At 57.7% G+C, this 25,898-nt stretch carries 27 protein-coding genes; 12 read left to right on the top strand and 15 right to left on the bottom strand.

Features of this window, described 5'->3' with window-relative positions; translation table 11 throughout:
* Nucleotides 1-290: 290 nt before the first annotated feature.
* The 5 genes from nrdF to DBR02_RS04700 form a co-directional block, all read right to left on the bottom strand.
* Nucleotides 291-1,250, bottom strand: a complete 960-nt coding sequence (gene nrdF / locus DBR02_RS04720; RefSeq protein ID WP_064909824.1) for a class 1b ribonucleoside-diphosphate reductase subunit beta — start codon at nt 1,248-1,250, stop codon at nt 291-293.
* Between the two features lie 9 nt (nt 1,251-1,259).
* Nucleotides 1,260-3,404 carry a class 1b ribonucleoside-diphosphate reductase subunit alpha gene (gene nrdE / locus DBR02_RS04715; RefSeq protein ID WP_107533583.1) on the bottom strand — a complete coding sequence of 715 codons (2,145 nt, stop codon included), beginning with the start codon at nt 3,402-3,404 and terminating at the stop codon, nt 1,260-1,262.
* Complete coding sequence (gene nrdI / locus DBR02_RS04710; protein ID WP_063869450.1) at nt 3,377-3,787, bottom strand: class Ib ribonucleoside-diphosphate reductase assembly flavoprotein NrdI; 411 nt, start codon at nt 3,785-3,787, stop codon at nt 3,377-3,379. Before nrdI ends, nrdE begins: the two co-directional genes overlap by 28 nt.
* Nucleotides 3,784-4,023 carry a glutaredoxin-like protein NrdH gene (nrdH, locus tag DBR02_RS04705; protein ID WP_063451831.1) on the bottom strand — a complete coding sequence of 80 codons (240 nt, stop codon included), beginning with the start codon at nt 4,021-4,023 and terminating at the stop codon, nt 3,784-3,786. The genes nrdI and nrdH overlap by 4 nt, the downstream gene beginning before the upstream one ends.
* Nucleotides 4,024-4,266: 243 nt before the next feature.
* On the bottom strand, nt 4,267-4,593 hold the full coding sequence (locus DBR02_RS04700; RefSeq protein ID WP_063869453.1) for a DUF883 domain-containing protein: 327 nt from the start codon (nt 4,591-4,593) through the stop codon (nt 4,267-4,269).
* 158 nt (nt 4,594-4,751) lie between these two features.
* Between DBR02_RS04700 and DBR02_RS04695 the strand changes: the two genes are divergently transcribed.
* A complete protein-coding gene (locus DBR02_RS04695; RefSeq protein WP_006811693.1) occupies nt 4,752-5,096 on the top strand; it encodes a DUF2002 family protein in 345 nt (114 codons plus the stop codon).
* Nucleotides 5,097-5,128: 32 nt separating this feature from the next.
* Here the strand turns inward: DBR02_RS04695 and alaE are convergent, their stop codons facing one another.
* Complete coding sequence (gene alaE / locus DBR02_RS04690; protein ID WP_063869455.1) at nt 5,129-5,578, bottom strand: L-alanine exporter AlaE; 450 nt, start codon at nt 5,576-5,578, stop codon at nt 5,129-5,131.
* A gap of 496 nt (nt 5,579-6,074) precedes the next feature.
* On the opposite strand from alaE, the gene stpA reads away from it, so the two are divergent.
* Nucleotides 6,075-6,479: a DNA-binding protein StpA gene (gene stpA, locus DBR02_RS04685; protein ID WP_063869457.1), complete on the top strand. Its 405-nt coding sequence runs from the start codon at nt 6,075-6,077 to the stop codon at nt 6,477-6,479.
* 37 nt (nt 6,480-6,516) lie between these two features.
* Here stpA and DBR02_RS04680 read toward each other — a convergent pair whose 3' ends face one another.
* Together DBR02_RS04680 and DBR02_RS04675 are read right to left on the bottom strand one after the other, a co-directional pair.
* Nucleotides 6,517-6,696 carry a hypothetical protein gene (locus tag DBR02_RS04680; protein WP_063451827.1) on the bottom strand — a complete coding sequence of 60 codons (180 nt, stop codon included), beginning with the start codon at nt 6,694-6,696 and terminating at the stop codon, nt 6,517-6,519.
* Nucleotides 6,697-6,778: 82 nt separating this feature from the next.
* A complete protein-coding gene (locus DBR02_RS04675) occupies nt 6,779-7,297 on the bottom strand; it encodes a rhodanese family protein (protein WP_107533582.1) in 519 nt (172 codons plus the stop codon).
* 178 nt (nt 7,298-7,475) lie between these two features.
* On the opposite strand from DBR02_RS04675, the gene DBR02_RS04670 reads away from it, so the two are divergent.
* Nucleotides 7,476-7,634: a YqaE/Pmp3 family membrane protein gene (locus tag DBR02_RS04670; RefSeq protein ID WP_003862203.1), complete on the top strand. Its 159-nt coding sequence runs from the start codon at nt 7,476-7,478 to the stop codon at nt 7,632-7,634.
* Here DBR02_RS04670 and DBR02_RS04665 read toward each other — a convergent pair.
* Nucleotides 7,631-8,560, bottom strand: coding sequence for a LysR substrate-binding domain-containing protein (locus DBR02_RS04665; RefSeq protein WP_063869462.1), 930 nt, complete (start codon nt 8,558-8,560; stop codon nt 7,631-7,633). The two genes, DBR02_RS04670 and DBR02_RS04665, sit on opposite strands and share 4 nt — an antisense overlap.
* Before the next feature lie 320 nt (nt 8,561-8,880).
* Here DBR02_RS04665 and DBR02_RS04660 point away from each other — a divergent pair, with 320 nt between their 5' ends.
* The 7 genes from DBR02_RS04660 to DBR02_RS04630 all read left to right on the top strand — a co-directional run bounded on the left by DBR02_RS04660 (nt 8,881) and on the right by DBR02_RS04630 (nt 17,302).
* Complete coding sequence (locus DBR02_RS04660) at nt 8,881-9,486, top strand: ankyrin repeat domain-containing protein (protein WP_063869464.1); 606 nt, start codon at nt 8,881-8,883, stop codon at nt 9,484-9,486.
* A 106-nt stretch (nt 9,487-9,592) separates the two neighbouring features.
* A complete protein-coding gene (gene fdrA, locus DBR02_RS04655; protein ID WP_107533581.1) occupies nt 9,593-11,134 on the top strand; it encodes an acyl-CoA synthetase FdrA in 1,542 nt (513 codons plus the stop codon).
* Nucleotides 11,134-12,549 carry a DUF1116 domain-containing protein gene (locus DBR02_RS04650; RefSeq protein WP_173937187.1) on the top strand — a complete coding sequence of 472 codons (1,416 nt, stop codon included), beginning with the start codon at nt 11,134-11,136 and terminating at the stop codon, nt 12,547-12,549. The genes fdrA and DBR02_RS04650 overlap by 1 nt, the downstream gene beginning before the upstream one ends.
* A gap of 11 nt (nt 12,550-12,560) precedes the next feature.
* Nucleotides 12,561-14,111 carry a xanthine permease gene (locus tag DBR02_RS04645; RefSeq protein ID WP_107533580.1) on the top strand — a complete coding sequence of 517 codons (1,551 nt, stop codon included), beginning with the start codon at nt 12,561-12,563 and terminating at the stop codon, nt 14,109-14,111.
* Nucleotides 14,108-15,064 (top strand): carbamate kinase family protein, encoded by a 957-nt coding sequence (locus DBR02_RS04640; protein ID WP_107533579.1) that lies wholly within the window; start codon nt 14,108-14,110, stop codon nt 15,062-15,064. Before DBR02_RS04645 ends, DBR02_RS04640 begins: the two co-directional genes overlap by 4 nt.
* Nucleotide 15,065: 1 nt before the next feature.
* Nucleotides 15,066-16,445, top strand: coding sequence for an amidohydrolase family protein (locus DBR02_RS04635; RefSeq protein ID WP_107533578.1), 1,380 nt, complete (start codon nt 15,066-15,068; stop codon nt 16,443-16,445).
* A gap of 125 nt (nt 16,446-16,570) precedes the next feature.
* On the top strand, nt 16,571-17,302 hold the full coding sequence (locus DBR02_RS04630; protein ID WP_107533577.1) for a class I SAM-dependent methyltransferase: 732 nt from the start codon (nt 16,571-16,573) through the stop codon (nt 17,300-17,302).
* Here DBR02_RS04630 and DBR02_RS04625 read toward each other — a convergent pair.
* Complete coding sequence (locus tag DBR02_RS04625) at nt 17,299-17,901, bottom strand: short chain dehydrogenase (protein WP_107533576.1); 603 nt, start codon at nt 17,899-17,901, stop codon at nt 17,299-17,301. The two genes, DBR02_RS04630 and DBR02_RS04625, sit on opposite strands and share 4 nt — an antisense overlap.
* Nucleotides 17,902-17,998: 97 nt before the next feature.
* Here DBR02_RS04625 and DBR02_RS04620 point away from each other — a divergent pair, with 97 nt between their 5' ends.
* Nucleotides 17,999-18,886 carry a LysR family transcriptional regulator gene (locus DBR02_RS04620; RefSeq protein WP_107533575.1) on the top strand — a complete coding sequence of 296 codons (888 nt, stop codon included), beginning with the start codon at nt 17,999-18,001 and terminating at the stop codon, nt 18,884-18,886.
* Between the two features lie 20 nt (nt 18,887-18,906).
* The gene (locus tag DBR02_RS04615; RefSeq protein WP_107533574.1) at nt 18,907-20,088 is read left to right on the top strand and encodes an aminotransferase-like domain-containing protein; all 1,182 of its coding nucleotides are present in this window, start codon (nt 18,907-18,909) and stop codon (nt 20,086-20,088) included.
* 50 nt (nt 20,089-20,138) lie between these two features.
* Here DBR02_RS04615 and DBR02_RS04610 read toward each other — a convergent pair whose 3' ends face one another.
* From DBR02_RS04610 to DBR02_RS04590, 5 genes are all read right to left on the bottom strand, one after another.
* A complete protein-coding gene (locus DBR02_RS04610) occupies nt 20,139-20,486 on the bottom strand; it encodes a HigA family addiction module antitoxin (RefSeq protein ID WP_107533573.1) in 348 nt (115 codons plus the stop codon).
* Nucleotides 20,487-20,496: 10 nt separating this feature from the next.
* A complete protein-coding gene (locus DBR02_RS04605; RefSeq protein WP_107533572.1) occupies nt 20,497-20,796 on the bottom strand; it encodes a type II toxin-antitoxin system RelE/ParE family toxin in 300 nt (99 codons plus the stop codon).
* A 316-nt stretch (nt 20,797-21,112) separates the two neighbouring features.
* Nucleotides 21,113-22,312: an HlyD family efflux transporter periplasmic adaptor subunit gene (locus tag DBR02_RS04600; protein ID WP_063451808.1), complete on the bottom strand. Its 1,200-nt coding sequence runs from the start codon at nt 22,310-22,312 to the stop codon at nt 21,113-21,115.
* Nucleotides 22,293-24,485 carry a type I secretion system permease/ATPase gene (locus tag DBR02_RS04595; RefSeq protein WP_063451807.1) on the bottom strand — a complete coding sequence of 731 codons (2,193 nt, stop codon included), beginning with the start codon at nt 24,483-24,485 and terminating at the stop codon, nt 22,293-22,295. The genes DBR02_RS04600 and DBR02_RS04595 overlap by 20 nt, the downstream gene beginning before the upstream one ends.
* Nucleotides 24,482-25,885 carry a TolC family outer membrane protein gene (locus DBR02_RS04590; RefSeq protein WP_063865314.1) on the bottom strand — a complete coding sequence of 468 codons (1,404 nt, stop codon included), beginning with the start codon at nt 25,883-25,885 and terminating at the stop codon, nt 24,482-24,484. Before DBR02_RS04590 ends, DBR02_RS04595 begins: the two co-directional genes overlap by 4 nt.
* Nucleotides 25,886-25,898 lie beyond the last annotated feature (13 nt).

Raw genomic sequence — 25,898 nt, 5'->3', positions numbered from 1 at the left:
CCATGGTAAATAGTTAACTGGCATTACCCTAACATACTCAGAATCTGAGACAACCCTGAGCGGGCATGAGGTCGGAATTTTGCCACAAGCGAAACGGCTGAATTTCCCATGAATAAAGGGCTGAGGGCGGTTTGAATTTTTCTCAATTTTTTGCTGCTGCATGGGGAAATTCCGCCTGAATCGGTGTGATTCAGGCGAATATGACGTGGAAATTACAGTGTAGTACGTAGTGAAATATTCGGCCGGGAATAATGAACTTTATATTTAATTAACGAACGTTAATTCACTCATTAAAAATCCCAGTCCTCATCTTCCGTCTCCACCGCTTTACCCATCACGTACGATGAGCCGGACCCGGAAAAGAAGTCGTGGTTTTCATCCGCGTTGGGCGACAGCGCCGCGAGGATCGCCGGGTTCACCTCCGCCATCTCCGGCGGGAAAAGCGCCTCGTAGCCCAGGTTCATCAGCGCCTTATTGGCGTTGTAGCAGAGGAACGCTTTTACGTCCTCTTCCCAGCCCGTTCCGGCGTACAGTTCTTCGGTATAGCTCAGCTCGTTGTCGTACAGATCCATCAGCAAATCGAGCGCAAATCCCTTCAGCTCTTCCTGCTTCGCTGCGCTGACTTTTTCCAGCCCTTTCTGGTACTTATAGCCGATGTAATACCCGTGTACCGCTTCATCCCTGATAATGAGGCGAATCAAATCGGCGGTATTGGTGAGCTTGCCCCGGCTCGACCAGTACATGGGCAGCCAGAAGCCGGAATAGAAGAGAAAAGATTCCAGGAACACGCTGGCGATCTTCTTCTTCAGCGGCTCGTCGGCGCGATAATACTCCAGCACCAGCTCCGCCTTCCGCTGCAATGACGCGCTCTCTTCACTCCAGGCGTAGGCCGCGTCCACGTCTTTGGTCTGGCAGAGCGTCGAGAAAATCGAGCTGTAGGAGCGGGCATGGACCGCCTCCATAAAGCTGATATTCGACATCACCGCCTCTTCGTGCGGCGTCAGCGCATCGCTCATCAGCGCGGGGGCACCCACGGTATTCTGAATCGTGTCCAGCAGCGTCAGGCCGGTAAAGACGCGGATTGTCAGCTGCTGCTCGGCGTGGCTGAGCGTTTGCCAGGCCGGAATATCGTTGGAGAGCGGCACCTTTTCCGGCAGCCAGAAGTTGCTGGTCAGGCGGTTCCACACCTCCAGGTCTTTATCGTCCTGAATCTTGTTCCAGTTAACGGCACTCACGCGTGACAGTTTCATCCTTTCTCCTTACAGCGCGCAGGACACGCAGCCTTCAATTTCGGTACCTTCCAGCGCAAGCTGGCGCAGGCGAATGTAGTACAGCGTTTTGATGCCTTTTTTCCAGGCATAAATCTGCGCCTTATTGATATCCCGCGTGGTGGCGGTATCCGGGAAGAAGAGCGTCAGCGACAGCCCCTGATCCACGTGTTTTGTCGCCTCGGCGTAGGTATCAATGATTTTCTCCGGCCCGATCTCATAGGCGTCCTGATAGAGCGCCAGATTGTCGTTGGTCATAAACGGGGCAGGGTAGTAGACGCGCCCGGTTTTGCCTTCCTTACGAATTTCAATTTTCGACACGATCGGGTGAATGCTCGACGTGGCGTGATTGATATAGGAAATAGAGCCGGTCGGCGGCACCGCCTGAAGGTTCTGGTTATAGATGCCGTAGCGCATCACGTCGTCGCGCAGCTGCTGCCACATCTCGCGCGTCGGCAGGGTAATGCCGGCGCGGTCAAACAGCGCGCGCACTTTTTCGGTTTTCGGCTGCCAGTCGCCTTCCAGATACTGGCTGAAATATTCCCCGCTGGCGTAGCGCGACTGCTCAAAGCCTGCGAACCGCTGGCTGCGCTCGCGCGCCAGCATCATTGAGGTATGCAGCGCATGCCAGGTGATGGTGTAGAAATAGAGATTCGTGAAATCCAGCCCTTCCGGGCTGCCGTAGGCGATGCCTTCCCGCGCCAGGTAGCCGTGCAAGTTCATCTGTCCAAGGCCGATGGCGTGCGACGCGGCGTTGCCCGCCTCAATGGACGGCACGCTGCGAATGTGGCTCATGTCCGATACCGCCGTCAGCCCGCGAACGGCGATCTCCACCGTGCGGCCAAAATCTGGCGAATCCATGGTGTGGGCAATATTCAGCGACCCGAGGTTGCAGGAGATATCTTTGCCGATGTCCGCGTAGTCGAGGTTTTCGTCGTAGGTGGAGGCGCTGTTGACCTGCAAAATCTCTGAGCACAGGTTGCTCATGTTGATGCGCCCGGCAATCGGGCTGGCGCGGTTAACCGTATCCTCGTACATGATGTACGGGTAGCCGGACTCAAACTGAATTTCCGCCAGCGTCTGGAAGAAATCGCGGGCGTTGATGTACTTCTTGCGGATGCGATCGTCTGCAACCAGCTCGTCATAAAGCTCGCTTATCGCCACGTCGCCAAACGCTTTGCCGTAGATCCGTTCAACGTCATACGGCGAGAACAGCGCCATGTCGGCATTCTCTTTGGCCAGCTTAAAGGTGATATCCGGGATAACCACACCGAGCGAAAGGGTTTTGATGCGGATTTTTTCGTCGGCGTTTTCACGTTTGGTATCCAGAAAACGCAGGATGTCCGGATGGTGCGCGTGCAGGTAAACCGCGCCCGCACCCTGGCGTGCGCCAAGCTGGTTGGCGTAGGAGAAGGCATCTTCCAGCATCTTCATCACCGGGATGACGCCGGAAGACTGGTTTTCGATGCGTTTGATTGGCGCGCCCGCTTCCCGCAGGTTTGAGAGCAGAAACGCCACGCCGCCGCCGCGTTTCGACAGCTGTAGCGCCGAATTCACCGCACGGCCAATCGACTCCATATTGTCTTCAATACGCAGCAGGAAGCAGGAGACCAGCTCGCCGCGCTGGGCTTTGCCGCAGTTAAGGAAGGTTGGCGTGGCAGGCTGGAAGCGGCCTGAGAGGATCTCCTCCGTCAGCCTTTCGGCCAGAGCTTCATCGCCCTGCGCCAGCGTCAGGGCCACCATGACCACCCGATCTTCAAAGCTTTCTAAATAGCGTTTGCCGTCGAAGGTTTTCAGGGTGTAGCTGGTGTAATACTTCCATGCGCCAAGAAACGTCTGGAAGCGAAAACCGCTGGCGTGCGCACGTGCAAACAATGCCTCCACGAAGGCGCCATCGTAGCGGGTCAGGACGCGCTCTTCGTAATATCCCTCTTTTACCAGATAGTCGAGACGTTCCCGCTGGCTGCCAAAGGTAACGCTGTTCGGGCGTACGTGGGCGGCAAAAAAGGCGTCCACCGCCTCACGATCTTTATCAAGCTGAATGCGCCCCTCGCGGTCGTAGAGGTTAAGCATTGCGTTTAATGCGTGGTAATCCGGCGTCGCCTGAATCACGCGTTCTGCGGTTGTCGTTGCCAAAATTCGTTCACTCCTTTACGCACGTTCTCTACGTCCTGCTGTGTCCCCATCAGTTCAAAACGATAGAGATACGGCACGCCGCATTTTTGAGAGATGACATCCCCGGCGCGGGCAAAGGCCTCGCCGAAATTGCGATTGCCCGCCGCAATCACGCCGCGAATCAGCTGTCGGTTATGGGGATCGTTCAGAAAGCGGATCACCTGACGGGGAACAGCCCCCGCGGTGCCGCCGCCGCCATAGCTCGGCACCACCAGTATGTAAGGTTCGTCTACCTGAATACGCTCCCGCTCGTTCAGCGGGATGCGTATCGCAGGCAGCCCGAGGCGCTCCATAAACCGAAGCGTGTTTTCCGAGCTGCTGGAAAAGTAGACCAGCCTGCTCATGCACTGACGGCCTGAGCGGCAAGACGGTTGATCATGTCCGGGCGAAAGCCAGACCAGCTGGTATCACCGGCAACCACCACCGGAAGCTGACGAAAACCCTGCGCACGCAGGATGTCAGCCGCGTCGGGCACCTGATCAAGATTGACCATCTCAAATGCCACGCCGCGGCTCTCCATCGCCCGTTTCGTGGCGTGGCACTGAACACAATCGTTACGAGTGTAAATAATAATGCTCATGATTCGTATTTCCATTTAGAATGAGAGAACGGCGCGAGTAAACGCGTCATGTTGTGTGTATCTGTCTAAAGGGAATACTAGATGTAGTTGCGATAAGTTTCAACCACACAAGATATGGGAAATTTAGATTGATAAGACCCTAATGATGAGCCCGGCGGGGCAGGGCGGGCTGTGCATGTTCTTCAGGCTTTCCGGCAAAGAAAAGCCCCGGCGCCAGGGGCAACCGGGGCTAAGAACTCGCGCTTACTTACGCAGGCTAAGCAGGGCGCCGACAAAAATACCGACCGCCGCCACCGTTCCCAGCGTACACAGCGGTTTTTCACGTACGAAGGTGGTGGCGCAGCTGGCCATGTCGCAGGCCGCCTGGGTGGTACGTGAGCGGCCATTCATCCTTGCGCGCGTTTCACGCAGCAGAGACTGAGCCTTACGTTTCGCGGCATCTGTTTCATCCTTCGCATCAGAGCCCCAGGATTTCAGCACCGCTTCCAGCGTATCAGCTAATTGGCTGACATCATTACGAATATCCTGGGTGTCGTCGTTAATATCGTTTCGGTTCGGTCTGTTAAACATACGATCCTCCATAATTTGTGTTCCCGTTTAGTTTAGTTCAGAAATTTAATATCTGAAGCCAGTCACGGCTTATCGGGCAGTTTATGGAATATTCTGAAAGCCCTGCTAATGCTGAATACTGTAAGGTTGCCCGGCAGGTATGATAATGAGGAAGAGATATGTATTTACGACCCGATGAGGTGGCGCGCGTTCTTGAAAAAGAAGGGTTCACCATGGATGAGGTAACATCAAAAGCGTACGGATATCGCCGTGGCGAGAATTATGTTTACGTTAACCGTGAAGCAAGAATGGGGCGTACTGCTCTCATTATTCACCCGACACTAAAAGACAGAAGCCTGTCATTTGCTGAGCCCGCCTCGGATATTAAAACCTGCGATCATTATCAGCAATTTCCGCTCTATTTAGGCGGCGAGACGCATGAACATTATGGTATTCCGCACGGTTTCAGCTCGCGTATGGCGCTGGAGCGGTTCCTGAAAGGGCTGTTTGGCGACGTACAATAACTCTGCGACTGGCACGTGCCAGTCGCCTCACCTTACGCTTTGGCCTGGCTATAGGGGCTGACTTTAAACAGGCGACGGCAGTAGTCCAGAAAGTAACCGTACACCGCACCCATCAGCATTGATACCACGATATTCGAACTTACCGCGGCGGCAATTTGATGCCAGTCTGCGCCCACCGTCAGCAAAATAACCACATACACCGGGGACTGGAACGTTACATAGGCCAGCACGTCAGCCAGGTTTTTTACCCAACCTGCTGGGCTAATACGCCGGGCATAACGCATCACCGCATCGCGATACAGTCCGTACGGCCAGGCGATCATAATATTCACCGGAATGGCCACCAGGCGCGACGAGAGGGACTGCTCAAAGGACATTCCCGACAGAAATATTTCAATCAGCATGTTCACGACGGAACAGTAAACGACCATCGCGAAGGTATCCGCTACCGCATGGCGCAGGCGAGACTGCGGTGAGAACATGTCTGAACTCCTCGAACAGGACAAAAAAGTGGCGTTTTACCTGCGGCGTTTAGTGCTTTAGGTTGGTTTGTTTTGAGTGTATAGCGTATCTCTCTGGCTTTTAACTAACAAGTAGTGATTAATCTTTATTTAGTGGCGCTTTGTCCATAAAATTCTCTAAAGTCGTCTGTTTTTTGCGCGCTTCGTTATTTTCTTTCCCATCAACGTTTTTGTTAAAAGAAATCAATCCATTAGCTTATCTGAGCACGCGTGAAACCTTTGTTGTACGAGCGTTTAAGGGCGGTTTTTTGAACGGTTTTAAACAAGCGTTTTTGACCAGGTGCAGGACGATATATTACGCATTATAACTGACGGATAATTCCGGGTTATATTAACGGGATATTCTAAAACATTTACAATAATGTCAAAACGACAGGATGGGTAGATATCAGAACAAAAATCAATTATTCTGTTGCCTGATTTATGTTATACACACGAAGAAAGGTTTCTCATTATTATGGCTTTAACGTTACAGAATCTTAATAATATCCGTACGCTCCGGGCGCTGGCGCGTGAATTATCCATGGATGTTCTGGAAGAAATGCTGGAAAAAGTCCGGATGGTCACGGAAGAAAAACGCAGCGAGCAGGCTGAATTAGAGCGTCAACGCGCTGAGCAGCAGGAAAAAATTAATGCTCTGCTGGAACTGATGAAGGCTGACGGTATTTCCCCGAGCGATCTGTTAGGCGGTGAACTGGCTCATGCGGGCCAGCCGGCTAAAAAACGTAAAGCGCGTGCGGCGAAATATCGTTTCATCGATGCGAACGGTGAAGAGAAAACGTGGACCGGTCAGGGACGTACGCCAAAGCCCATTGCGAACGCGCTGGCAAACGGTAAATCTCTGGACGATTTTCTGATCTGATGATAATTCGGGCGGTGTATTCCGCCCGGTTATTGACTCAGCAGACGCCAAAGTCACCTTCTTCGGAGTACAGAACCACGTCCGCCGCTTTCAGGTTATATTTCTCGCCCTGCTCATTGCTGGCCTGTACGGCCACAATATTTTCACCATTCACTTCGAGTACTTTCAGTTTCGGACCGCCCTGACGCGGTTGAACATAATCGCCGACAGAAAACATAGCACCTCCTAACGTTGTTATGATCTTCACCATAGCCCACGTCCGGGGGCGGGGTACAGTTTAATCTTGCAAATACCCCTTATCAGGTACGCCGGTTCCACGGCATCACTTTTAGCAGTCGCGCCATGCCGCAAAAACCCGTCACACCGGCAAACAGCAGCCCGGCGCCCACAAAACCGCTCAGCAGGAAAAAGGCGCTGGAGACGCTGTAGCCCAGCACCACACCGCAGAGGATCAGCAGCCCGGCGGCGATCTGCACCTGACGCATCAGCGGAAGGGGTTGCGATCTGTCTTCAACGGTCAGCAGCCCGGCCTGCTTCCAGCCCTGAATACCCCCCTCAACCACAAAGGCGTTTGCAGGGGACGCTGCCCGGGCAAGACGAGCGGCATTGTTTGAGGTTCGCGCGCCGGACTGACAGTGGAAAATCACCGTTTCTCCCGATGCTGGGTTTAGCCCGCCGGGTAACGAATCCAGCGGGATGGAGTGCGCCGCCGGAATATGCTCGCGGGCAAATTCGTCGGCGTCGCGAATATCGATGAGTTTAGCGCCCTTTGCAATCATCGTGCTTGCCTGCCGGGGCGTAATAAGGGGAAGGGACATTGTGTTTCCTTACGGTCATTTTCAGAACAGTAGAGCATTTAAGGCAAGGTTTAAGCCAGTGTAAAGAGGGTAAAGGCAGGTAAAAACGCGAGTGCCGAATGGCAGTTACCCGTAAACTGGCTACGCTTAGAGTTGTGTCTTTTATACTTTTCAATTGGTTAGCTTGCACGGAGTTTTTATGGGTTTTTGGCGTGTTGTTTTTACGATTATTCTCCCGCCGCTGGGCGTGCTGCTTGGCAAGGGACTGGGCTGGGCGTTTATCCTGAATATTCTTCTGACCATCCTGGGTTACTTCCCGGGCCTTATCCACGCGTTTTGGGTTCAGACGAAAAGCTAAATACGCCACAGTAAGTCACTGTAGATCCGGGTCAGCGCGCCCTCGGGGCCAAACTGCTGTTTGATCCAGCGCGTGACCTGACCGGTCGCCGCATGCTGCGTGGCGAGCAGCATGCGCGAGTCCTGGCGCGGATTATTGATCCGCCGCGTCACCAGCAGCCCGTCCTCTACCGCCTCCCGCGTCATATACTCCGGTAAAAATCCAATACCTTCACCCAGGATCTGACACTGACATTTGGTGTTGAAGTCCGGTACCAGAATCGCCTCCTGGCCATGAAGCAGCCAGCCGACCTTCTTGTTGATGGTGTGCGCAGTGTCCTCGACCATGATATTGGGATACAGACGCAGCTGACTTTCAGAAATGGGCTCAGGGGCGAACGCCAGCGGATGCGTCGGGGCGATGGCAAATACCCAGCGGATTGCGCCTATTTCGGTGTAATCGATCCCGCCGCCGTCCAGCAGCGTATCCGGCGCGCCAATGGCAATGTTGGCCTGATTATTAATGATGGAATCCCAGACGCCGTTGTACACCTCGGTCGTCACCGTGATCTGGCAGGTGGGAAACTGTTTTTTCAACACCTGGAGCAAACGCGCGGTATGGCGTGGCGTATACAAAAGCTGATTAATGCAGATGCGCACCCGCGTCTCAATGCCCTGCGAAATGGTATCAATCCCGCGCTTGATGGCGTGAAAGTCATTCAGCAGGTCGGTCGCTTTACGATAAAAGTAAAAGCCGGATTCGGTCAGCTCAATGCTGCGCGTGTTGCGTACAAACAGCACCACGTCCAGCCCGGTCTCCATGCGTTTAATGGTGTAGCTGATGGCGGAGGTGGTCACGCCCAGCTCGGCAGCAGCTTTGCTAAAACTGCCAAAACGCGCCGCGGTGGTGAAGGCCAGCAAATTCTCTTCGGTAAAGATGGAATTCATATTATGGCTCCGGGTGACCATCAGTTTTGAACATATTTTAACAACGACGTTACATCAAATTTGATGCCGGTCACAGTTCTGGCTTTTTACGCAGGGCCGCGTCATGTAAGGTTTTTTCAGCCATAAGGATAATGCAGCCTGAGGTGCCTGAACGCGGTAAAACATAAGAAAAAGGTTGCACAGACGCACGTTTTTGCCTGACCGTTGAATTTAACTCAACAATGAAATGCGTGTCGATGAATCATTTTTAAGCGGATTCTTTTATGAACAGCCTGTTGCTATTCTCAGGTCATCAGAAGTGACACATAGGGAGTCTTAATATGTCTGCAACTGCACTGGTTACAGAATTTCTGCTGGCGGCAGAAGAGGGCAATATCGATGCGCTAAAAGCCTGCCTGAAGAAAGGCGTGGATATTAACGCGACCAACCGCCAGAAAAGAACCGCCATTATTATTGCCAGCCTGAAAAAGCATTACGCCTGCGTGGAATTTTTAATTGCCGCTGGGGCGGATATTGATAAACAGGACCAGACCTGCTTTAACCCCTTCCTGATTAGCTGCCTGACGAATGATTTAACCCTGTTGCGCATTGTTCTTCCAGCGGAGCCGGATCTCGACCGTCTGACGCGTTTTGGCGGCGTGGGTATAACTCCTGCCAGTGAAAAAGGGCACGTTGAAATCGTGCGCGAGTTGCTGGAAAAAACCGATATTAACGTCAACCACACCAATTTTGTCGGCTGGACACCGCTGCTTGAAGCCATCGTGTTAAACGACGGCGGCGCAAAGCAGCAGGAAATTGTGAAGCTGCTGCTGGATCACGGCGCGAATCCGCACATGACCGATAAATACGGCAAAACCCCGCTCGAACTGGCGCGGGAAAAAGGCTTCAACGCGATAGCAGACCTGCTGTTGGCGGCAGGCGCATAGCGCAATTGGCCAGCCTTTTCCGGCTGGCCGTTAATTCAAAAAGTTTTTTTACCGACGTGCATTCTGCGCGACGGCGGCCCCCTTTTATCTTAAACAGGTGAAAATAATGCCAACCAAAATCGTCATAAAAAAGAACACGTATTTTGATTCGGTTTCCTTAATGTCGGTTTCCACCAAAGCCAATAAACTGCCGGGCGTCGAACAGGCATTTGTGGCGATGGCGACGGAAATGAATAAAGGCGTTCTGAAAAATCTCGGGCTGCTCACGCCGGAATTAGCAGAAGCCAAAAATGGCGACCTGATGATCGTGATTAAAGGCGACGCGGCGAACGATGAAACGCTGGCGGAAATAGAAGCCTTATTTACCCGCAAAGCGAGCAGCGGCGCCCATGAAGCACGCTACGCGACGATTGCCAGCGCCAAAACCCATCGCCCGGACAGCAACCTGGCGGTGATTTCCGTCAACGGCACCTTTGCCGCCCGCGAAGCGCGTCAGGCGTTGGAAAACGATCTTAACGTCATGCTGTTCTCCGATAACGTGTCGCTGGACGACGAACTGGCGCTGAAGCAGCTGGCGCATGAGAAAGGGCTGCTGATGATGGGGCCGGACTGCGGGACCGCCATCATCAACGGTGCAGGGCTGTGCTTCGCCAACGCGGTACGTCGCGGGCCGATTGGGATTGTGGGCGCCTCCGGCACCGGCAGCCAGGAGCTGAGCGTACGCATTCACGAGTTCGGCGGCGGCGTGTCGCAGCTGATCGGCACCGGCGGGCGCGATCTCAGCGAGAAAATCGGCGGCCTGATGATGCTCGACGCCATTGACATGCTTGAGGCGGATGAGGGCACCCAGGTGATTGCGCTCATCTCCAAGCCGCCTGCACCCGCGGTGGCCGGGAAAGTGCTGGCCCGCGCGCGCGCCTGCCGCAAGCCCGTGGTCGTCTGTTTCCTTGGCCGCAACGACCCGCCCGCCGATGAAGACGGCTTGCAGTTTGCCCGTGGCACCAAAGAGGCGGCGCTGAAAGCGGTGCTGCTTACCGGCGTTAAAAAAGAGGCCCTGGATTTACACCCGCTCAACTGGCCGCTGATTGAAGAGGTGCGCGCCCGCCTGACGCCGCAGCAGAAGTACATTCGCGGCCTGTTCTGCGGCGGCACCCTGTGCGACGAAGCGATGTTCGCTGCGCTGGAGAAATTCGACGATGTCTGGAGCAATATCCAGCCCGATCCGGCTAAGCGCCTGAAGGACATCAGCGTCAGCCAGGCCCACACCTTCCTTGACTTCGGTGACGACGACTTCACCAACGGCAAACCGCACCCAATGATTGACCCGACCAACCGCATCAGCCGCCTGCTACAGGAGGCGCGCGATCCGCAGGTGGGCGTCATCGTCATGGACTTCGTGCTCGGCTTTGGCGCACACGAGGATCCGGTGGGGGTGATGATCGAGGCGATCAAAGAGGCACAGGCCATTGCGAAAGCCGATAACCGTCCGCTGGAGATCCTCGGCTACGTGCTCGGCACCGACCAGGATCCGCAGTCGCTGGCGCAGCAGTGCCAGCGGCTGACCGACGCAGGCGTCATCTGGGCCAGCAGCAGCACCAACACCGGATTACTGGCACGCGAATTTGTCTGCAAAGGGGAGAAAGCATAATGACCACTTTATTCAACCAGCCGCTTAACGTCATTAACGTCGGCATTGCGATGTTCAGCGACGACCTCAAAAAGCAGCACGTTCCCGTGACCCAGCTCGACTGGACGCCGCCGGGGCAGGGCAATATGCAGGTGGTGGAGGCGCTCGACCAGCTGGCAGAGAAACCACTGGCGGAGAAGATCGCCGCCGCGAACAAAATCGCCCTTGAGCGCATTATTCAGTCCCATCCGGTGCTGGTGGGCTATGACCAGGCGATTAACGTGGTGCCGGGCATGACCCGCACCACCATTCTGCACGCCGGTCCGCCGGTTTCCTGGGAAAACATGTGCGGGGCGATGAAGGGCGCGGTTACCGGTGCGCTGGTGTTTGAAGGGCTGGCGACGGATCTGGAGGACGCGGCAAGGCTGGCGGCTTCAGGCGACATCACCTTCTCGCCGTGCCACGAGCACGACTGCGTGGGCTCCATGGCGGGCGTCACCTCCGCCTCGATGTTTATGCACATCGTTGAGAACAAAACCTACGGCAACCGGGCGTTCACCAACCTCAGCGAGCAGATGGCGAAGATCCTGCGCATGGGCGCCAACGACCAGAGCGTGATCGACCGCCTGAACTGGATGCGCGACGTGCTCGGCCCGATGCTGCGCGACGCGATGAACATCATCGGCGAAATCGACCTGCGCCTGATGCTGGCCCAGGCGCTGCACATGGGCGACGAGTGCCACAACCGCAACAACGCGGGCACCACGCTGCTGATCCAGGCCCTGACGCCGGGGCTGATCCAGGCGGGCTATCCGGTGGAGCAGCAGCGTGAGGTGTTCGAGTTTGTCGCCAGCAGCGACTACTTCTCCGGCCCGACGTGGATGGCGATGTGTAAGGCCGCGCTGGATGCCGCCCACGGCATTGAGTACAGCACCGTCGTGACTACCATGGCGCGCAACGGCTACGAGTTCGGCCTGCGCGTTTCCGGCCTGCCGGGGCAGTGGTTTACCGGTCCGGCGCAGCAGGTGATTGGCCCGATGTTCGCAGGCTATAAGCCGGAAGACTCCGGACTGGACATTGGCGACAGCGCCATCACCGAAACCTTCGGCATCGGCGGCTTTGCGATGGCGACGGCGCCGGCCATCGTTGCGCTGGTGGGCGGCACGGTGGAGGAAGCCATCGACTTCTCCCGCCAGATGCGCGAAATCACCCTCGGCGAGAACCCGAACGTCACCATTCCGCTGCTGTCGTTTATGGGCATTCCAACCGCCATCGACATCACCAGAGTGGCGGGCAGCGGCATTCTGCCGGTGATCAATACCGCCATAGCCCACAAGGACGCGGGCATCGGCATGATTGGGGCGGGCATCGTTCACCCGCCGTTTAGCTGTTTTGAAAATGCGCTGTTGACCTTCCGCGATCGCTACGTTCTATAAGGTATGCATCCATGAAAAACATGAAACTGGAGTGGAAAAGAGGTGACTGGGCGGCCTATTTCGGGTTGATGACCAACAACCTGACCAATTTGCTGACCATGATGGGGTTGCTCATTTTTGTCGTCGGCATCCCGAAGGAGATTGTTTATGGACGCATCGCGCCGGCCTTCGGGCTGGCGGTGCTGGTAGCGAGCTTATGCTACACATGGTTTGGCCTGCAAATGGCGCGCGCCACCGGACGTACGGACGTCACCGCGCTGCCGTCCGGCCCGAGCGCACCCTCGATTTTTACCGTGACCTTCCTGGTGCTGATGCCCGTCTACCAGCAAACCGGGGATGCGGATTTCGCGATTCAGATTGGCCTGGTGTGGTGCTTTGTGGAAGCGATGATCCTCGCGGGCGGCTCGTTCCTGGGTGAGACCATTCGCAAGATGATCCCGCGTACCGTGCTGCTGTCGTGCCTGTCCGGTCTTGGCCTGCTGCTGCTGGCGATGAACCCAATGTTGCAGGCGTTCGAAGCGCCCACCGTGTCGTTCATCGTCCTGCTGCTGATCTTCATTAACTGGTTCGGTAAAAAGCCGATTTTCGCCAAAATCCCGACCGGCCTGCTGCTGCTGATTGCCGGAACGGCATTAGCGTGGATTTCCGGACTGCAAAGCCCGGATGCCATCAAGGCGTCTATGTCCTCCTTCGGCTTTAACCCGCCGGAGGTTCACGTGGACAGCTTTATGCAGGGCCTGCCGCACGCGCTGCCGTATCTGGCGTCCGCTGTGCCGCTGGGGCTGGCGAACTACATCTTTGACCTGGAGAACATCGAAAGCGCCCACGCGGCGGGGGATGAGTACCCGACCCGCAAGGTAATGCTGGCAAACGGCCTGGCTTCCATGCTCGGCTGCCTGATGGGCAACCCGTTCCCGGTCACGGTCTACGTGGGCCATCCCGGCTGGAAGGCGATGGGGGCGAGCATCGGCTACACGCTGGCGTCCGGCGTGACCATGTTCATCGTGCCGCTGTTCGGGCTGGGGGCCTTTATGCTCGCCATCATACCGATGACCGCTATCGTGCCGATTCTGGTGTTTATCGGCGTCGTCACCGCCAACCAGGTGGTGCGGGAAACGCCGAAAGTGGAGGTGCCCGTCATCTTTATCTGCCTGTTCCCGTGGATCGCTAACTGGGCGCTGACCATGATGAACAGCGTGATGAGCGCGGCGGGAACCAGCGCGGCGAAAATTGGCACCGACGTGCTGCACAGCAAAGGGATTTACTACGAGGGGCTGATGCACCTCGGCAACGGCGCGCCGCTCGCCAGCATGCACTGGGGCTGTATCGCTATCTTCGCCATCATCAACAAACCGCTGCGCGGAGCCGTCGCCGCCGCAGGTGGGGCGCTGCTGGCGCTGTTTGGCGTGATCCACGCGCCGGTTGTGGGCTTTGCCGAGGGCAGTTCCCTGATGTTCGTCACGGCCTACCTGATGATGGGCGGGATGTTCGTGGTGAAGCATGTCCTCGACAGCCGTGAAGTTGCGAGCGCTGAAGTTACTGTTGCGAAGGAAAACGTATGAAAGAGCTTATGGTCGTCGCCATCGGCGGCAACAGCATCATCAAAGACAACGCCAGCCAGTCGATTGAACATCAGGCGCAGGCGGTCAAAGCGGTGGCCGAGTCGGTGCTCGAAATGCTGGCCTCCGACTATGACATCGTCCTCACCCACGGCAACGGTCCGCAGGTGGGGCTGGATCTGCGCCGCGCCGAGATCGCCCACGAGCGGGAAGGGCTGCCGCTGACCCCGCTGGCAAACTGCGTGGCGGATACCCAGGGCGGTATCGGCTACCTCATCCAGCAGGCGCTCAACAACCGCCTGGCGGCGCGCGGCGAGCAAAAGGCGGTCACGGTCGTTACTCAGGTGGAGGTGGATAAAAACGATCCCGGCTTTACGCACCCGACAAAACCGATCGGCGCGTTCTTCAGCGAGGCGCAGCGCGACGAGCTACAGCTCGCGCACCCGGACTGGCATTTTGTCGAGGATTCAGGCCGGGGCTATCGCCGCGTGGTGGCCTCACCCCAGCCGCTGCGCATCGTCGAGGCGGATGCGATTAAGGCGCTAACGCAGAAGGGTTTTGTGGTCATCGGCGCGGGCGGCGGAGGCATTCCCGTAGTGCGCAGCGAGCAGGGGGACTATCAGAGCGTCGATGCGGTTATCGATAAAGATCTCTCCACCGCGCTGCTGGCCCGTGAGATCTGCGCCGACGTGCTGGTGATAACCACCGGCGTGGAGAAAGTCTGCGTTAACTTCGGCAAGCCAGACCAGCAGGCGCTGGACACCGTCAGCGTGGCGCAGATGACGCGCTACATGAACGAAGGTCACTTTCCGGCGGGCAGCATGCTGCCCAAAATCGTCGCCTCGCTGGCGTTTTTACGCCACGGCGGCAGGCGCGTGATCATCACCTCGCCGGACTGCCTGCCCGCGGCGCTGCGCGGTGAAACGGGTACCCACATTGTTAATGAAGGAAGATAAGATGAGTGAAAACAAAAGCCGCCGCGAGTTTATCAGCCAGAGCGGCAAAATGGTCACCGCCTGCGCGCTGTTTGGCGCAACCGGCTCCGTCGCGTATGCTGCCGATACTGCAAAGGCAACCTGCGAGACGGGGAAACCGATGAACATCACCGCAAAACATTACTATCTGGACAACGTGCTGCTGGAGGCCGGGTTCAACGTCGACGGCAACGTGGCGACAAGCACTCGCACCGAGCTGAAAACGCTGGAGATCAAAGACGGTAAAATCGTCGCCCTTCGCGATAACAACAGCCACGCCGACGCCGCGCTGCCGCACTACGACGCGGGTAAGAAACTGATGCTTCCGGCGATGCGCGACATGCACATCCATCTGGATAAAACCTTTTACGGCGGCCCGTGGCGGTCGCTCAACCGCCCGGCGGGCACCACTATTCAGGACATGATCCGCCTGGAGCAGACGCTGCTGCCGGAGTTACAGCCTTACACTCAGGCGCGCGCGGAAAAGCTGATCGACCTGATCCAGTCGAAAGGATCCACGATTGCCCGCAGCCACTGCAATATTGAGCCGGTTTCCGGCCTGAAAAACCTGGAGAATTTGCAGGCGGTGCTGGCGCGCCGCAGCGCAGGTTTCGACTGCGAAATCGTTGCCTTCCCGCAGCACGGTCTGCTGCTCTCCAACTCTGAAAAGCTGATGCGCGAGGCGATGCAGGCCGGGGCGCACTACGTGGGCGGGCTGGACCCAACCAGCGTTGACGGCGCGATGGAAAAATCGCTCGATACCATGTTCCAGATTGCGCTGGACTACGACAAAGGGGTGGATATTCACCTGCACGAAACCAGCCCGGCGGGCGTGGCGGCGGTGAATTACATGGTGGAAACCGTGGAGAAAACGCCGGCGCTGAAGGGTAAGCTGACCATCAGCCACGCCTTCGCACTGGCGACGCTCAACGAGCAGCAGGTGGATGAGATAGCCACCCGCATGGCGGCGCAGCAGGTGACCATCGCCTCCACCGTGCCGATTGGCACCCTGCACATGCCGCTGAAGCAGCTGCGGGAGAAGGGCGTGTTCGTGATGACGGGCACCGACAGCGTGATCGACCACTGGTCACCGTACGGTCTCGGGGACATGCTGGAGAAAGCCAATCTCTACGCCCAGCTCTATATTCGCCCGAACGAGCAGACGCTCTCTCGCACGCTCGGCATCGCCACCGGCGACGTGCTGCCGCTGAACGATAAAGGTGAACGCGTCTGGCCGAAAGCGCAGGATGACGCCAGCTTTGTGCTGGTGGACGCCTCCTGCTCCGCCGAGGCGGTGGCGCGCATTTCTCCGCGCACTGCGACGTTCCACAAGGGGAACCTTGTCTGGGGCGTTGTTGGCTAAAAGCGAGCCGGGTGGCGCTGCGCTTACCCGGCCTACGGTTCGGAGATTTTGTAGGTCGGGTAAGGCGAAGCCGCCACCCGACAATGCAGTATACTGCCAGGCACATTCTTAAAGAGGGATCTGCCATGGCACAAAACATCTACGATAATCCGGCATTTTTCGAAGGCTACGCTCAGCTTCCGCGCTCGGTGCAGGGGCTGGACGGCGCGCCGGAATGGCCTGCGCTTAAGGCGATGCTGCCGGATTTAACCGGAAAATCGGTTATCGATCTCGGCTGCGGCTACGGCTGGTTCTGCCGCGTGGCGCGCGAGCTGGGCGCTTGCGACGTTACGGGCGTCGATATCTCAGAAAAAATGCTGGCCCGCGCGGCTGAACTGACGGATGACGCGCAGATTCACTATCAGCGTAGCGATTTGGAATCTCTTCAGCTTCGCGAAAACAGTCTCGATCTGGTCTACAGCTCGCTGGCGCTGCACTATCTGCCGCAACTGGACATATTATTCGCCAACGTCCAGCGTGCGCTCAAACCCGGCGGCAGCCTGGTCTTCTCGATGGAGCACCCGATTTACACCTGCGCCACCCGTCAGGGCTGGCTCACCGATGACAACGGCGAGCGTTTCTGGGGCGTTAACCATTATCAGGACGAAGGCAAGCGCGTCAGCAACTGGCTGGCAGAGGGGGTCATCAAATATCACCGCACGCTGGGTACGGTCCTCAACGCGCTGGTCAAGGCGGGATTAACGATAAGTGAAGTCAATGAGTGGGGGCCAACGCAGGCGCAGGTTGACGCCTGGCCCGCGCTGGCTGAAGAGGCGGAGCGCCCGATGCTGGTGCTCATCGCCGCCCGTAAGGCTTAATAACCGACTTTATATACCCGACCGCTCTGTACCCCTTCCACGCTGCGGCGGTAGGCCTGCACCACGCTCGCGGCGGGAACGCTTTCAAAGCCGGGGAAGAAGCCCTCATACGCTTCGGCGGATTCCGTCAGCACCGTCGGGCTGATCAGGTTAATGCGAATACCGCGCGGCAGTTCGCAGGCCGCGGCGCGGACAAACCCTTCCAGCGCCGCGTTTACCGTGGTGGCGTTGACGCCCTGTGCAATCGGCTCGTGCGCCACAATCCCGCTTATCAGCGTAATCGAACCGCCTTCGTTCAGGTAGTGCTGACCGGTCAGCGCCAGACGAACCTGCCCCAGCAGCTTATCCTGCAAGCCCTGGTTGAACTCGCCGTCGGTCATAGTTGCGAGCGGGCCGAAGTGCACCCCTCCGGTTGCGGAGACGATCGCATCCACCGGGCCGATTTTTTCGAACAACGCCTGTACGCTCGCCTGAGAGGTGATATCTACCTGACGATCGCCCTGCGTGCGACCCACGCGGATCGTCTCGTGGCGTTGGCTTAACTCTTCTGCGACTGCACGACCGACCGTACCGCTGGCACCAATAATGACGATTTTCATATCCGACTCCTCATGTTGTAAGCCCTCATTCTTTAATAAATAAAAAGTCAGATAAACTGGGCTAAAGTTAGATGATTACTAACCAAGGGTTTGGAATATGGATAAGCTTCGCGGAATGGAGACGTTTATCGCGGTGGTAGAGAGCGGCAGCTTTACCGGCGCGGCGTCGCGGCTGGAGATGTCGGCGGTGATGGTCGGGAAGTATATTGCACAGCTGGAATCGCAGCTCGGCACGCGGCTGCTGGAGCGCAACACCCGCCGCCAGAGCCTGACGGATGCCGGACGCGTTTATTACGAAGAGACAAGGCGCGTGCTGGAGCAGGTCTCGATTGCCGAAAACGCGGTTGAACGTCTGCGTGTCGCACCTGCCGGCACCCTGCGCGTGACGGCCCCCACATCGTTTGGCGGCTGCGTTATCGCGCCCCTGACCGCCTCGTTTTTACAGCGCTACCCGGAAGTGCGCATCGAGCTGGATCTCACCAATCGAATGGTCGATCTGGTAGAAGAAGGGGTCGATCTGGCCATTCGCATCGGTGAGATACGTCATGACGATCTGGTGGCGAAATACCTGTGTCCCTACAACATGACGATCTGCGCCGCGCCGGATTATCTGGCGCGCCACGGTACGCCGCAAACGCCAGCCGATCTGGTGGATCATCTGTGCCTGTCGCACACGGTATGGACGGCGCGCAACGAGTGGCGGCTGCCGGGGGTTGAAGGCGAAGTGCGCTGGAAGCGGGATGCCGTCTTAAGGTGCAATGACGGTTACGGGTTACGCATGGCGGCGCGAGCCGGGGCTGGACTGTTGCTGCAACCGGAAGTGCTGGTGGCGGAAGAGCTGGCGAGCGGCAGGCTGGTGCGTGTGCTGGAGGCATTCACACCCGCGCCGAGGCCGGTGCATTTACTGTGGCGTCAGGATTTGCGTCCGCTGCCTAAGCTAACGGAATTTATTGCGCATATTCTGCTAAGATTGGGCACACTATAAAAAAAGAAGGTAAGCAAAGAATGTCTGCAAACAAACTCGCCAGCAGCGCGCAGGGCCTGCAATCCTCTGCCATTCGTGAATTATTAAAACATAGCAAAATGGCAGGCGTGATTTCGCTGGGTGGCGGTATTCCCAACCCGGACCTGTTCGATCACAAAGGTTTAAAAATCGCTGCTGATGCCGTGCTGTCTCAGCATTTTGGCGAAGCGTTCCAGTACGGCCTGACGGAAGGCGTCCCGGGGCTGCGCGAAGAGATCCAGCGTATCTGCGAAGGACGCGGCATCGCCTGTAAAGTCGATGACGTGGTCATCACCTCGGGCTCGCAACAGTCTCTGGACGTGCTGGCGCGTGCGTTAATTAACCCAGGCGATACGGTCGTCGTTGAGCGTCCTACCTACCTCGCCGCGTTGCAGGTCTTTGGCCTGGCACAGGCGAATTTTGAATCCGTCGGCACCGACGGCGACGGCATGAAAGTGGATGAGCTGGAAGCGCTGGTGGCGAAGAAAACCATCAAGGCGATCTATATCGTGCCAACCTTCGGTAACCCCGGCGGCGTGACGCTCTCCGAAGCGCGCCGTAAACAGCTGGTGGAATTATCGAAGCGCTACGACTTCGTGATTATCGAAGACGACCCGTACAGCGAGATCAATTACACCGACGAAGCGTTCCGCCCGCTGATTGCCCATGCGAAAGATATCGGCAATGAGGATAACGTGGTGTACACCTCCACCTTCTCCAAAATCCTCGCGCCGGGCACCCGCGTGGGCTGGGTGCTGGTGCCGGAATGGCTGAAGCGCGCGGTAGTGAACCTCAAGCAAACTACCGATCTGCACACCAGCACGCTGTCGCAGCTGATGACCTACGAGTATCTGAAAACCGGGCGTCTGGCGAACCAGATTAAAATGATCCGCGAGGCCTATCGCCAGAAATACCAGACGTTTGCAACGGAACTGGAAGCCGAGCTGGGCGACGTGATGTCGTTCCACAAGCCGAAGGGCGGGATGTTCCTGTGGGCAAAAATGAACAACGGCATGAATACGACGAAATGGCTGGAAAAAACGTTGAGCAACGGCGTGGTGTTTGTGCCGGGTGAGTTCTTCTACTGCAACGAACCGGACCAGACAACGCTGCGCATGTCATTCGTCACCCCAACGGATGAACAGCTGAAAGAAGCGGTTCGACGCCTGAAAATCTCCCTGTAAATACGCGTGAAACCCGGTGCGGTCAATATCGTACCGGGGTAAACGACCGCTCAGGCCACATCCGGCTGGCCTGATTTCCTTTTTGCCATAATTTCCGCGACCGTCTTTATACGGCTCAACTCCTCCTGAGTCCGGGAATTGGTTTGCGCTTCCCAGACGTCGACGTTTAGCTGTAGGTTCAACCAGAATTCAATGGTGGTATCAAACGCCTTGGCCAGTCTGAATGCCATATCGGCCGTCAGTTTACGATTATTATTAACGAGAGCACTGATGGTGTTACGGTGCACGTTAAGCATTTCCGCAAGATCGCTAATTTTCAGATTGAGCGGCTCAAGATATTCATACTGCAACACGTCGCCCGGCGTGGTGGGTTTGCGTAGAGCCTGTTGAAGAGTCATAGGTAATGCCTCATTTGTATGGCGTGTACTTGTGCGGAGAGAGGTAGAGATCGTCTGCTTTGCCCTCTGACCACCTGAATACCAACCTGTATTGCCTGTTCACGCGAATCGCCGAGTACCCTGCAAGCGGGGGATTCAGCGATTCATACATATTGCCTGGCGGGGATCTCAGATCCCGGTGCGAGGTGGCAGCGTTGATCATATCCAGCTTCCTCGCTAAGGCTGATTCAAGGCTTGAAGGGATAACATTGCTGGATTTCCCATACAGGAAAAAATCCTTAAGCCATTGATCACGAAAATGATTAATCATAGTGCTTACGAGCTCCAGTCCATGAAGCTATGTGGATAGTAATGCACTCTTGCACAGTGCGCAAGTGCGTTTTGAGTGGCAGCTATGTTACCCTGATGCAGGCTGAAGGAAAGCGGAAGGCGTCATTAAAAGCGGTTTCTTCGAGGCGGGTTCCAGAAAAGACGTATTGCGATGTGGGTGCGGCATGATGCCCTCCCTCCGGCCCTTTCCCACGGGGCGGAGGAATCGCCACAAATTAATGCGAGCAGCGAATCATCCCCTCGCCCCTTTGGGGAGAGGGTGAGGGGGAAGATCGTAGCCGCCGCCCGGCGTTTAATTACCGTTCCCTCAGCGCCTCTTTCGCCCGGTTAAACGGCTTAATCATATAATCCAGCACCGTTTTCTCCCCGGTCTTAATATCCACCGTCGCAATCATCCCCGGCACAATCGAAAAATGCCTGCCCGCCTTGTTCACCAGATAATCCTGGCTGGTGCGAATGAATACGCGGTAATAGAACACCTCCGGCTTCGCTTCGTCCTGAATGGTGTCCGGCGAAATGGTTTCCACCACCCCGTGCAGCCCGCCGTAAATCGCGTAATCGTAGGCGGTGATTTTCACCAGCGCCTCCTGATTAGGGTGGATAAAGGCGATGTCGCGCGGCGAGAGGCGGGTTTCAATCAGCAGGTGATCGTCCACCGGCACAATTTCCATCAGCTCACCGTTGGGCGGTATGACGCCGCCGATGGTGGTCACCTTGATGTTTTTCACGATCCCGCGCACCGGCGACTTCACCGTCAGGCGGGTAACGGAATCCTCCCGACCTTTCAGGATCGCTGACACCATGTCCACCTCAGCGTTGGCCTTCGACAGCGCTTCACGGGCCTGCACGTAATACTGAGAACGCACGTCGGTGAGCTTCAGCTCCAGGTCGCTTTTCTGCCGTTGCAGGCGCAGCACCTCCACGTGGCTGGCGGCCCCGGTTTTTACCAGCCGCTGGGTGATCGCCAGCTCTTTATTGGCCAGCGCTAACGCGGAGCGGAGTTCACGTTGCGTATCCTCCAGCTGGGCGCGCCGCGAATTGTAGAGCCGCGTTTCGGCGGCGGTCAGGTCGGTCCATTTCGCCAGCGAAGGGGGGAATTTCAGCGGGAGGTCGTTGACCTCGGCGTACAGACGCGCGCTGGAGGCCAGCGACGCGCGGTAGCGCGCCGCGCTTTCGCCAACGTTAGATTCCGAGCGGGTAGGATCCAGCCGCGCCAGCACCTGTCCGGCCTGCACCTGATCGCCTTCGTGCACGTTCAGCTCGGTGAGGATCCCCCCATCCAGCGACTGCAATACCTGCTCGCGCGAGCTGGGGATCACTTTTCCGGTGCCGGTTGAGACTTCGTCCAGCACCCCGAACCACGCCCAGATGCCGAGCACCACAAACATCACCAGGGAGAAGAAAACGATGCGCCGGGCGCCGGTATAACCGCTTTCGGAATCGAGCGCGTTATCCAGATCTTCTACTGCGGCGACGTCACGCTGACTGATTTTCATTTTTCCACTCCCGTCCGGTTGCCTGCTGCTGTTGCTGCATACGGCTGTTGTTCAGCGCCTGCGCTTTTGGCGCGTCCATCACCAGCATGCCGTCTTTAAGCACCACCACGCGCTCCACCAGCTCCAGCACCGGCACGCGGTGGGTAGCAACCACCAGCGTACGGTTGCCAAGCCACGCCCCGAGACGCTGAATAAATTCCCGCTCGGTGTGTTCATCCAGGGAGGCGGTCGGTTCGTCCATCAGCACGATATTCGGGTCGCGCAGCAGCATCCGCGCCAGCAGGATGGACTGCCGCTGCCCGCCGGACAGCCCGACGCCGTTCTCCATAATCGGGTAATCCAGCCCCTTTGGCAGCTTCTGCACAAAGCTGGCCGCGCCGCACATCTCCAGCACCTCGAAGATCTCTTCGTCGGTGGCGCGGGGCATGCCGAGCGTGATGTTTTCGCGCAGGGTGCCGTAAAACAGCCGCGCGTTCTGAGTCATAAAGCCGACGTTTCGCCGCACGTCCGCCACGTCCAGATGCGGCAGGCTGAGGTTGTCGAGCCGCAGCTCGCCGCCCGCCAGATCCATTCCACCCGCCATCGCCTGTAGCAGGGTTGATTTCCCCGCACCGTTGCGCCCGAGGATCGCCACTTTTTCGCCCGCTTTGATCTCCAGGCGGTTAATGCGCAGCGCCATGCGCGGATCTTCCGGGTGATAGCGGAACTGCGCCTGCTCGAAAAGATAGTGACCGCGCAGCACGTCCTGGCGGATCGGCGTCTCTTCGCGCTGGTTCTCGGTCGGCAGCTGCATAATGCTGTCCAGCCCCTCTTTGGCCGCCTTAACCTGCTGCCAGCGGGCCAGCACGCCGCACAGCGTCGCCATCGGGGCGATCATCCGCGAGGCCAGCATCGAGGCGGCCACCACCGAACCGGTGGTTAAGGTGCCGTCGATCACCATCGGCGCGCCCACCACGATCACCCCGGCATAGACCAGGCTCTGGATGGTCATCCCCCAGCTGATCAGGTTCTGGGTCAGCTCGCGGGTGCGCAGACCGGATTCGGCGGTGATCTGGATATAGCTGTTCCACTGCTGCAAAAAGCGGTTCTCCGCCTGCATCAGCTTGATGTCCTCCAGCCCCTGCACGCTCTCCACCAGCACCGCGTTGCGCAGGGTGGATTCATGCGCCGACTGCTTCGCCAGCTCCGCCAGCTTCTTTTGCAGCAGCAGGCCGGGCAGGACCATGATCAGCGCCGCGACCGGGGCGATCCACGCCAGCTGCGGGGCGATGATCGCCAGCACGATCACGAACAGGATAAAGAACGGCAGATCGACGATGGTGGAAATAGTGGAGGAGGTGACCATCTCGCGGATCTGCTCCAGCTCGCGCAGCTGGGAGATAAAGCTTCCCGTCGATCGCGGAATGGCGCTGTGGCGCAGCCGCAGCGCGTGGCCAAACACGCGATCCGACACGCGCAAATCCGAGCGCTTGCCCAGCAGATCCATAATGTGCCCGCGCGCCACGCGCAACACAAAGCCAAACAGGGTTGCGATCAGTACCCCAATGGTCAGCACGTAGAGCGTCGGGTAGGACTGGGCGGGGATCACCCGGTCGTACACCTGCATGGAAAACACAATGCCGGAAAGGGAGAGCACGTTGATAAAGAGCGCCGCCAGCATTACCCAGCTGTAAGGGCGCAGGTCGCGCATCACCAGCCGGTAGAGCCAGTCCGGGCGATATTTTGAGATATAGGCATCCACGCGACTGTCCTTCAGCGCCGCCAGCGGACGCAGGGCAATAACGTGGCGGATGGCGGGCAGCATCGCGCTCATCGACAGGCGGTTGGTGTGCGTGCTGTCGTCGAAAAAGCTGACCTCCAGCGTATCCTCGCCGTCGAAATTGTCGATCACGCCGATTTTGCCGTCGTTCAGCTCCACCACCACCGGCAGACGCCAGCTGTTGATGGACTGCTGGTCGGCCGTCAGCAGCTGGAAGGTCAGCCCGGCTTCACGGGCGAGCTGAGTCAGCGCGGGCACCATCGGTTTGCCTTTCAGCCACGGCGCGCCCGCGACGAGCGAGCCTGGCGAGCAGGCAACGCGATAGCGCGTCGCCACATAGCCAAACGCCTGCGCCCACTGCTCCAGCGCCTCATCCGTCATGTTTTCACCCTGCGGGATATCGCGTTGCTTCATGGCTGGATCTCCACGGTCTGGATGGTGCGGTTTTCAAGATCGAACGCGTGACGCAGGCGTCCGGTTTGGTAGAGGCAGTTCAGCTGAAGCTGATGCAGCTGTCCGGCGGTTTGCTGCTGGGTAAAGCGCGCCTGGTAAACCTCCTGCTCGGCGTTGAGCACGTCGAGCAGCGGGCGGGAACCGAGATCGAGATACTGCTGCTGATACAGCTCGCGGGTGCGGGCGCTGAGCGCTTCCTGACGGCCCTGGATCTGAAGCGTGCTCATGAGGCTCATCACCTGGCTGCGCGCCTCCAGCAGCTTTTGCCGCACCTCAAGACGGGTGCGCTGAATAGTGGACTGGGCGGATTCCACCGCGTGTCCGGCGGCGTTACGCCGGGCGGTGAGGCCGCCGCCCTGATAGAGCGGCATCTGCACCTTTACCCACGCGGAGTACTGGGTGCGGTCGCGGGTTTCGTTGCCGGAGTAACGGTCGTTCAGATAGTGGCGAACCTCCGGCTCCAGCGAGACGGTAGGGGTCATCTGCGCGTTGGCGTAGTCAAGGTTAGCCTGCGCGACGTTGGCCTGCGCCCAGGCGGCTAACACCGAGGGTACCAGACGATCGTCCGGCTCGGCGATGTCGCAGCTGCGGGCCAGGCTCTGCGGAAACTCATTGCTGACCGCGTTCAGGCTGTCCCAGCCCAGCATGCTCATCAGCGTGGCGCGCGAGCTGTCGAGGCTGGCCTGATACTGCATCAGCTGCGCGCGCGCGCCTTCGATACGGGCGTCGGTCTGCACCACGTCAGAGAGTGACGTGGCGCCTTCGTCATTACGCAGCTTCGTCAGCGAGCCGATGGAGGTCAGGGCGTCCAGCTGTTCTTTGGCCGTCTCGACCATCTGCTGCCAGGTTTGCACCTGCACCATGGCGATGGCCGTATCGTGGGCGATGGTGTCGATGCTTACCAGCACGTTAGCCTGCTGCTGGGCGACGCCTGCGTTTTCAGCGCGCACCTGGCTGGCGACTTTGCCAAAGTCATAGAGCATCTGCGAAAGGGAAAGCACCAGCGAGGGGGTAAAGCCATTATCGTCGCCGTCGTGGGTATAGCCGTTATCCATGCCAGCGTTGATTTGTGGGTAATATTTCGATTTGGCGACGTCCACATTTTCGCTCTGCTGATAGAGCTTGCCGACGGCTTCACTGATGGCCGGATGCCAGGTCACGGCGCGGTTAACGGCTTCATCCAGCTGAAGCGTGCCGGGGGCGGCCTTGCCGGCAACGGGCGCCACGCGACCGTTTAACGAGGGGAGTTCCTGTGTTTCGCGTAATTGTCCGGTATTAATCATCGCCGCAGGGTTTGCCGCGATAGCGGGCACAGATATCAGGCAGCACGAGAGCCACCAGTAAGGCATCTTCTTTCCCATGTCTTGTCCCTAA

The sequence above is a fragment of the Enterobacter cloacae complex sp. genome (assembly GCF_900322725.1).
GTDB classification, from domain to species: domain Bacteria; phylum Pseudomonadota; class Gammaproteobacteria; order Enterobacterales; family Enterobacteriaceae; genus Enterobacter; species Enterobacter quasihormaechei.
The sequence above is the reverse complement of the archived record's forward strand: the minus strand, read 5'-3'. Positions and strand labels throughout refer to the sequence as shown.

What these genes read in the sequence shown, in the direction of transcription:
- alaE (WP_063869455.1), bottom strand. Translation starts at nt 5,578, where the DNA reads ATGTTCTCACCGCAGTCTCGCCTGCGCCATGCGGTAGCGGATACCTTC.
- DBR02_RS04670 (WP_003862203.1), top strand. Translation starts at nt 7,476, where the DNA reads ATGGGTTTTTGGCGTGTTGTTTTTACGATTATTCTCCCGCCGCTGGGC.
- nrdF (WP_064909824.1), bottom strand. Translation starts at nt 1,250, where the DNA reads ATGAAACTGTCACGCGTGAGTGCCGTTAACTGGAACAAGATTCAGGAC.
- DBR02_RS04680 (WP_063451827.1), bottom strand. Translation starts at nt 6,696, where the DNA reads ATGTTTTCTGTCGGCGATTATGTTCAACCGCGTCAGGGCGGTCCGAAA.
- DBR02_RS04665 (WP_063869462.1), bottom strand. Translation starts at nt 8,560, where the DNA reads ATGAATTCCATCTTTACCGAAGAGAATTTGCTGGCCTTCACCACCGCG.
- DBR02_RS04600 (WP_063451808.1), bottom strand. Translation starts at nt 22,312, where the DNA reads ATGAAAATCAGTCAGCGTGACGTCGCCGCAGTAGAAGATCTGGATAAC.
- fdrA (WP_107533581.1), top strand. Translation starts at nt 9,593, where the DNA reads ATGCCAACCAAAATCGTCATAAAAAAGAACACGTATTTTGATTCGGTT.
- DBR02_RS04620 (WP_107533575.1), top strand. Translation starts at nt 17,999, where the DNA reads ATGGATAAGCTTCGCGGAATGGAGACGTTTATCGCGGTGGTAGAGAGC.
- DBR02_RS04610 (WP_107533573.1), bottom strand. Translation starts at nt 20,486, where the DNA reads ATGACTCTTCAACAGGCTCTACGCAAACCCACCACGCCGGGCGACGTG.
- DBR02_RS04660 (WP_063869464.1), top strand. Translation starts at nt 8,881, where the DNA reads ATGTCTGCAACTGCACTGGTTACAGAATTTCTGCTGGCGGCAGAAGAG.
- DBR02_RS04625 (WP_107533576.1), bottom strand. Translation starts at nt 17,901, where the DNA reads ATGAAAATCGTCATTATTGGTGCCAGCGGTACGGTCGGTCGTGCAGTC.
- DBR02_RS04605 (WP_107533572.1), bottom strand. Translation starts at nt 20,796, where the DNA reads ATGATTAATCATTTTCGTGATCAATGGCTTAAGGATTTTTTCCTGTAT.
- DBR02_RS04695 (WP_006811693.1), top strand. Translation starts at nt 4,752, where the DNA reads ATGTATTTACGACCCGATGAGGTGGCGCGCGTTCTTGAAAAAGAAGGG.
- nrdI (WP_063869450.1), bottom strand. Translation starts at nt 3,787, where the DNA reads ATGAGCAGGCTGGTCTACTTTTCCAGCAGCTCGGAAAACACGCTTCGG.
- DBR02_RS04700 (WP_063869453.1), bottom strand. Translation starts at nt 4,593, where the DNA reads ATGTTTAACAGACCGAACCGAAACGATATTAACGACGACACCCAGGAT.
- nrdH (WP_063451831.1), bottom strand. Translation starts at nt 4,023, where the DNA reads ATGAGCATTATTATTTACACTCGTAACGATTGTGTTCAGTGCCACGCC.
- DBR02_RS04635 (WP_107533578.1), top strand. Translation starts at nt 15,066, where the DNA reads ATGAGTGAAAACAAAAGCCGCCGCGAGTTTATCAGCCAGAGCGGCAAA.
- DBR02_RS04640 (WP_107533579.1), top strand. Translation starts at nt 14,108, where the DNA reads ATGAAAGAGCTTATGGTCGTCGCCATCGGCGGCAACAGCATCATCAAA.
- DBR02_RS04630 (WP_107533577.1), top strand. Translation starts at nt 16,571, where the DNA reads ATGGCACAAAACATCTACGATAATCCGGCATTTTTCGAAGGCTACGCT.
- DBR02_RS04650 (WP_173937187.1), top strand. Translation starts at nt 11,134, where the DNA reads ATGACCACTTTATTCAACCAGCCGCTTAACGTCATTAACGTCGGCATT.
- DBR02_RS04645 (WP_107533580.1), top strand. Translation starts at nt 12,561, where the DNA reads ATGAAAAACATGAAACTGGAGTGGAAAAGAGGTGACTGGGCGGCCTAT.
- DBR02_RS04675 (WP_107533582.1), bottom strand. Translation starts at nt 7,297, where the DNA reads ATGTCCCTTCCCCTTATTACGCCCCGGCAGGCAAGCACGATGATTGCA.
- DBR02_RS04595 (WP_063451807.1), bottom strand. Translation starts at nt 24,485, where the DNA reads ATGAAGCAACGCGATATCCCGCAGGGTGAAAACATGACGGATGAGGCG.
- stpA (WP_063869457.1), top strand. Translation starts at nt 6,075, where the DNA reads ATGGCTTTAACGTTACAGAATCTTAATAATATCCGTACGCTCCGGGCG.
- DBR02_RS04590 (WP_063865314.1), bottom strand. Translation starts at nt 25,885, where the DNA reads ATGGGAAAGAAGATGCCTTACTGGTGGCTCTCGTGCTGCCTGATATCT.
- DBR02_RS04615 (WP_107533574.1), top strand. Translation starts at nt 18,907, where the DNA reads ATGTCTGCAAACAAACTCGCCAGCAGCGCGCAGGGCCTGCAATCCTCT.